Annotated in this window: 1 protein-coding gene; it reads right to left on the bottom strand. The window is 57.1% G+C overall.

All coding sequences use genetic code 11. The features are described 5' to 3' along the window. Positions 1-126 precede the first annotated feature (126 nt). On the bottom strand, positions 127-1185 hold the full coding sequence (locus tag WH5701_RS00455) for a TrkA family potassium uptake protein (RefSeq protein ID WP_006169827.1): 1059 nt from the start codon (positions 1183-1185) through the stop codon (positions 127-129). Positions 1186-1442: the final 257 nt, after the last annotated feature.

Here is a 1442-nt window from a genome sequence, read left to right as displayed (position 1 = left end):
GAGCAATCGCTTTGCCGATGCCACGACCACCCCCCGTTACCAGAGCGGTCTGACCAGCAAGGGAGGTGGTGGGGGACATCGCAGAGCTGAAGATCGAAGGATCGTAGAGATCCGAGGCCTTTTCTCTCAACCCGGCATGGTTTCGATGCTGTCGACGGCGTCTCCGAGCAGTTGCTGAAATCGTGAGAGTTGGAGCTTGCTGCCAAGCACAATCAGGAGCTGGCCAGGAGCCAGTTCCATGTCGCCACCTGGGTTTGCGATGAGTTCTCCCTGATCACGGATCGCTATAACCAAGGCGCCGCTCCTTCGCCCAAGTTCCAATTCAGCCAAGCTGCGGCCTCGGATTGCTGAGAGATATTGAGGGTTATTGCTGAGTTGAAATTCTTCGATTTCAAAGTCAGACCCCGCCAACAGCTCCATGAAATCAAGCGCGAGGGGTCGAAGCGCTGATGCCGCCATGACTCGCCCCCCTGCGACGTAGGGACTCACAACGACTGATGCACCAGCAAGTCGAAGCTTCGCCGTGGCCTCATCACTGCTGGCACGAGCAATGAGCCGGCAATCGGTTCGAAGATCTCTTGCACTGAGAATCACGTACAGGTTGGAAGCATCTCCTGGAAGGGCTGCTACGAGGCTTTGGCAGCGTTCTAGGCCAGCATCCAGCAGTGTTTCGTCGAGGGTTGCATCCGCTTGCAGCACTTTTAATCCCTTGGATTCGGCAACATCGCGTCGATGCGAATCCGTTTCAATCACCACCAGGGGGATGTTGTCTCGCAACAGTTGGGCTGCGATCTCTTGGCCGATGCGTCCGTAGCCGCAAAGGATGACGTGATCATGCATGCGCTCCAGCATGCGATGGAAACGAAATTCTTTCACCCTTCGGAAGTAGCCAGATTCTTTGAGACCCAGGACGCGTTGAATCGCCAGCTGAACCACAACGAGTCCACCCACCACGATCAGAACGGTGACCAAGCGTCCCTGCGGGGACAGGGTTTCGACTTCTCCGTATCCAATGGTGCTAACCGTGATCAACACCATCCAGAGGCAGTCCCCCCAATCCCAGCCCTCCGTGAGGCGATAGCCGCTTGCTCCAGCAAGAATCAGCGTGGCAAGAGCCGTGAACGGCCCTCTCCAGGGGGCCGTTAATAATTTCAGTTGTGCCCTGGCTCTGCTTCTGCGGCTCATGCCGGTGCTCGTTTAGAAGCCGAGAGCATCCAAAACCTCCTGCTCAGTGAGTGAAGCCAAATCGGACCTCATTCCTAAACAGCGAATGTCGCCGCGCGGTGGGAAGTCGGTTGGGGTTGCTCCCAACGCCACGAGTGGGATTCCGCAGTAAACAGCTAACCGCTGCGTGATGGCACAGCTGCTAAGAACCACATCAGCGCAGCCACGGCCGCGGCCCGTCGACGCATCGACAGGTTCAGATCCAAAGTGCTGGATCG

Source organism: Synechococcus sp. WH 5701, from assembly GCF_000153045.1.
Lineage (GTDB): Bacteria > Cyanobacteriota > Cyanobacteriia > PCC-6307 > Cyanobiaceae > Regnicoccus_A > Regnicoccus_A antarcticus.
This window is presented reverse-complemented; position numbering and strand designations above follow the sequence as displayed.

Bases quoted from the DNA above. Each gene is read 5' to 3' on its own strand.
- WH5701_RS00455 (WP_006169827.1), bottom strand. From the start codon at position 1,185: ATGAGCCGCAGAAGCAGAGCCAGGGCACAACTGAAATTATTAACGGCC.